The following is a 4,612-nucleotide window of genomic DNA, read 5'->3' on the forward strand; positions in this document are numbered from 1 at the left end:
GTCGTGGCTTCCCAGGCGTTGGCCCAGTGCTCTACCCGTCGCCCGGGATGGGCGGTCGGGTCACGACGGTCGCTCTTGCCACCATCGCCGCTCACGACCGGAAGCGATTACTCGGGACGCGGCGCGTCGCGGTAGCCGTCCCGACCGTGGTCGCCGGTGTACTGACCACTGCCGTTGTAGCCGTCGTAGTACGAACCGGAGTCCTCGTCGTAGTTCTGCTCGTGGTACTGCTCAGCACCGAGCCCACCACGGATGACCGCGCTCTCCGGCTTCGTCACGTTCGAAACCTGGTCCATGGCGTCCTCGTAAGCCCCGCGGTACCGGCCCTTCTCGATCGCGTTGCCGACGCCCTCCGCGGCCGACCGGCCCGCATCGTCGGCACCGTTCGCCCAGCGCAGGCCGGTGCCCGCCAGGTTCTCCGAACCGCGGGTGATGCCGGTGGCCGCGTCCGCAGTTCGCCCGGCCGCCCCGGTCAGGCCGTCCGCCGCACGGGTCATGCCGGAGGCCGCCGTCCCCAGGCCGTCCGCGCCCGCCGTCGCCGCGCGTCCGGCTGCATGGGTGGCCCCGCCGAGCGCCGGGGACGCGGGGAACACCTTCGCGCCCGAAGTGACCAGGTCCGCACCGATCTTCGAGCCGACCTTGGCCATGTCGTACAGCGCTCGCGCCATCAGCGCGCCCGCCTTGCCGAGCTTGGCCAGCAGTTGGCTGATCTTGGCGGTGATCTTGCCGATGGTCATGCCGATCCGCCCGGCCGCGTAGGCCAGGTAACCGGCGACCGTCGCGCCGAAGCTGACCACCGAACCGGCCAACGCCGCGAGCGCGCCCTTGATCAGCTCTGCGACGATCGCGGCGATGATGTCGCGGATGATGCCGCGGCAGGTGGCCACCATCGTGCCTGCGGTGGCGATCGTCGCCGAAGCACTACCGGCGCTGATCGACAGCGCCTGCAGACCGTCGGTGTACTCCTTGACCTGCCGCGAGTACGCGTCCTTGGCCTGACCGGACCACTCGCTGGTCTGCTGCTCGGCCTGCCCGGGCAACTCGTCGGCGAGCTGCTGCAGGTCCTCCTTGATGGCCAGCCAGGTGTCCGCGCCCTCCTTGATCGCGTTCGGATCACCGGCGACGAAGTCGAGCAGCTCGCGCAGCGGCGCGAGGTGCTCCATCAGCCAGCCGACGCCGGCGGCCAGCACGGATCCGACCGGGTCGATCGCCATCAGCAGCCCGTCGAGGGCGAGCACACCGCCGCTGGCTGCGAGGTCGCCCCAGTCTTCGGTTGTCACCGCGTTGGCGGTGGCCCGGGCTGAATCCAAGATGCCCGAACCCGCGCTCCAAACCCCCGACCCCAGGGACGGCGTTTCCATGTCGACGAACATCGACGACATCAGCTCACACCTCGATCTTTCCGATGGAATCAGCGTTGCGCTGGTCGTCGCCTTCGTAGTCGGCCGCGCACGCGTTGACGTTCTCGCCGAGCAGGTCGGTGTTCTGCGAGAAGGTGCGGATCTGCTCCGCCGCCTGTTGCGAGGTCTCCCGCGCTTGGGTGGCGAACATCTGGCCGACCAGGCCGAAGGAATCCACGCCGAAGCTGACCCCGCTGGCCTTGTCCGCGGCGGCCGAGATCTTCCCCGCGAGTTCCGACAGGTAGTCCGAATGCGACCGCAGCGCGGCGGGTTTCACGGCGAATTGCGACATCGTGCTTGCTCCTGGTCAGCGAAGGAAGGTCTGCGGCGGTTCGTCGTCGTAGTCGTCCGGCGCAGGGCGCCGGGTCGCGGCCGCTTCGGGCTCCGGCTCGGGCGGGAGCTGCGAACGCAGGAAGTCCATCCCGGCGGCGCCCGCCACCGGCTCCACCGCGCTGACCACGCGACCGGCCACCGCGGCCTGCGCCTGCCCGGCGAGCTGCAGGATCGTCGCCTGCAGCTCCGCCGCGCTCTGGCGCATCGCCCGCTGGTCGATCTGCAGATCCTTCAGCGCACCGTTGGCGCCGACCGTGACCGACACCGCACCATCGGGATCGCTCGCCGTCTCGGCCATTTCCTGCATCTGCTGCTGGATCTGCTCGGACTGGCGCACCATCTCGTCAGCCCGTTCCTGCATCATCGCCAACCACTGCTCCGGCGACTGCTCCACTGAATTTCCTCCCGTTGCCCCTACGACGTCCGGTTTGACGCAGTTTCCGCCAGGTCGGTTCCACCCGATCGCCGGTTCGCCACCAGACTCAGCCGCCATCCCACCGCGACCACGGCCAACGGCACCGCAACAGCGCTGATGACGTTCAACCACTCGGGGAAGGCCGTCACGGCGCTCAAGACGGCCGCCGCGCTGCCGAATATCACCAGCAAACGCCCGACCTTGCCGAACCGCCGCGTCTGGTCCGGCGGCAGCACTTTCGGCTCGAGGACGCCGTACTTCCGCCGCCCCTGCGATACGAACCAACCAGCGACGAGCGCAACGAAACCGAGCACGATCACCAGCACCGAACGGCCCATCGCGGCCGATGCCGTGCCCAGTCCACCCGCGACGACCAGGCCCCAGCCGATCGGCAACGCCAGCGGCTGCCACCACTGCAGACGGACCCGACGGCGCCGTTCTGCACGTCGCTCAGCAGGCATCGGCGGCAAGCCAGGAATCCGCACCCCGTAGAACGTCGCGAACACCAACGCGACGAACAGGGCGTAGCCCAGTCCGATGAACGGCATCGGCTTGTCGACCGCGATCTGGTCCGCCGAGTTCCGCACCTTCCGGTACACCACGGGCTCAGGCCGGGTCTCGTTCTCCGGCGTAAGTTCCGAGTTCAGGAATTTCTTCCGCGTCTCCGTCCCGTCGGACCAGGTGATCTGCGCTTCGCAGGCCCAGTACCAACCCAAACCGGCTCGACTGACCGGACCGGTCGACTCGCAGTGGGTGGCCAGCGCAGTTCCCCGCTTCGCCACAGAGCCGTCGGAGCTCAGCACTCCCGTGTTGGTGGCAACGGTGAGCAGCACCAAGGCGAGTAGTCCGCGCACCGCCACTTGCGAAACCACGTAGGCGATCCGCCAAAACCGCTCCTGCCCTGGCAGGTCTGCCCAACGCCCCACGCCGGGCAGGCTCGTCCACGGCTCCCGCCACGGCGGAGTGCGCGGGTTGCGGGCTGGTTCCCCCTTCAAGTCCGGAGCGTCAGCGGCCGACTTCGAGCCCATGTCCCTCCTGCGTTCAGCGATGCCGAGCCCTTCGGCGAATGCATCCTCGCATTCCGAAAACCGGCAAATCACCCGCACCCGGGACACAGGCGGAGCGAGCCGCGCTGGGCGAAAAAAGAGCCCCCGCACTCGACCGGCCTGGGGGTCGCCGGGAGCGCGGGGGCGCTTCGCAAGTCCACCCCTGGGGGTCAGGTGGACGGCAGTCACCGTACCAATCCGGGCAGTGGGCGGGTACGTGCAATCAAGAATCTCGTAACCAAAACGAGATCAAGCGGCATGCGGGCGTTCATCGCGGACCGCGCGCACCACACCGGCGACGTTCTCCGCCGACAGCTCCTCGAGCCGCAGGCACGGTCCACCCAGAGCAGCGGCGATCCGGGCGGGCAGCCCGAGCCGGACCATCCCGTTCTCGCAGTCCACCACGATCGACGCCGCGCCGGTCCCGGCGACCAGACCCGCCGCGCGCAGCGCGTCCTCGACCGCGCGCTGGGCCCGATTTCGCCCGCTCAGCTCGGAATTCACCGCCACTGTGGCCTTCCCGTCGGTCAGCAGCACGACGAGCACCCGGCGCTGCGGGTCGCGCATCTGCTCGCGCCGCACTACCCGCTCGATCTTCAGCAGACCATCCGCGAGCGGCGTGCGACCTCCCGTGCGCAGCCCGCGCATCCGCGCCGCAGCGATGTCCACAGAGGACGTCGGAGGCAGCGCGAGCTCCGCCGAGTCGCCCCGGAACGTGACCACACCGACCTTGTCGCGCCGCTGGTAGGCGTCCCTGAGCAGCGACAACACCGCACCGCTGACAGCCGACATCCGCTCCCGCGCAGCCATCGACCCGGACGCGTCCACCGCGAACAGCACCAGGTTCCCCTCGCGCCCCTCCCGAATACCGCGCCGCAGGTCATCCGACCGCAGGACCAACCCCGGGCCGCTGCGCCCGCGGGCGACCTGGTGCGGCGCCGCAGCGGCCAAGGTCGCCGCCACGTGCACGCCGTGACCCTCCACAGTGGACGACCGCGTCGTCCGGCCGCTCCGCGACCGCGACCGCGAGCGCCGTCCCGGCGCCCCGTCGCCGAGCCCCGGCACCTCCAGCAGCCGCGCCCGGAACGCCGGCGTCGGCGCCGCCGGCGCCTTGTCCGCCGGCGCCCGCCCGTCGCTGCGCTCCTCCTCGCGCTGCTCCCCGCCTCCGCCTGACGGCTCCGTCGGCTCGTCCGGCGTCCGACCGCCGCCTCCGGGGCCGTCCGGCCCCTCCGGCGGCTCGTCGTCCTCGGCGTGCTCCGCCGCCTCGGCGAGCGCTTGTTCCAGCTGCTCTTCAGCCATGCCCGGCTCGTCGAAGGGGTCCCGGCGCCGCCGGTGCGGCAGCGCGAGCCGTGCCGCCGCTTCGACATCGGCCTCGGCGACTTCGTCGGCTCCGCGCCAGGCCGCGTGCGCGATCGCGG

Annotated in this window: 5 protein-coding genes; all 5 read right to left on the bottom strand. The window is 70.6% G+C overall.

Features of this window, described 5'->3' with window-relative positions:
* Window positions 1–107 precede the first annotated feature (107 nt).
* Complete coding sequence (locus ABTZ89_RS35980) at window positions 108–1,382, bottom strand: WXG100 family type VII secretion target (RefSeq protein WP_351053411.1); 1,275 nt, start codon at window positions 1,380–1,382, stop codon at window positions 108–110.
* 4 nt (window positions 1,383–1,386) lie between these two features.
* On the bottom strand, window positions 1,387–1,692 hold the full coding sequence (locus ABTZ89_RS35985) for a type VII secretion target (RefSeq protein WP_270952468.1): 306 nt from the start codon (window positions 1,690–1,692) through the stop codon (window positions 1,387–1,389).
* Between the two features lie 15 nt (window positions 1,693–1,707).
* Window positions 1,708–2,127, bottom strand: coding sequence for a YbaB/EbfC family nucleoid-associated protein (locus ABTZ89_RS35990; protein ID WP_351053414.1), 420 nt, complete (start codon window positions 2,125–2,127; stop codon window positions 1,708–1,710).
* 20 nt (window positions 2,128–2,147) lie between these two features.
* Window positions 2,148–3,176, bottom strand: a complete 1,029-nt coding sequence (locus ABTZ89_RS35995; protein WP_351053416.1) for a DUF6346 domain-containing protein — start codon at window positions 3,174–3,176, stop codon at window positions 2,148–2,150.
* A gap of 267 nt (window positions 3,177–3,443) precedes the next feature.
* On the bottom strand, window positions 3,444–4,612 hold a 1,169-nt coding region (locus tag ABTZ89_RS36000), incomplete at its 5' end, for a VWA domain-containing protein (RefSeq protein WP_351053418.1).

Origin of the sequence: Saccharopolyspora sp. NPDC002686 (genome assembly GCF_040295745.1) — a bacterium.
GTDB lineage: Bacteria > Actinomycetota > Actinomycetes > Mycobacteriales > Pseudonocardiaceae > Saccharopolyspora > Saccharopolyspora oryzae.

What these genes read in the sequence shown, in the direction of transcription:
- ABTZ89_RS35980 (WP_351053411.1), bottom strand. Translation starts at nt 1,382, where the DNA reads ATGTCGTCGATGTTCGTCGACATGGAAACGCCGTCCCTGGGGTCGGGG.
- ABTZ89_RS35985 (WP_270952468.1), bottom strand. Translation starts at nt 1,692, where the DNA reads ATGTCGCAATTCGCCGTGAAACCCGCCGCGCTGCGGTCGCATTCGGAC.
- ABTZ89_RS35995 (WP_351053416.1), bottom strand. Translation starts at nt 3,176, where the DNA reads ATGGGCTCGAAGTCGGCCGCTGACGCTCCGGACTTGAAGGGGGAACCA.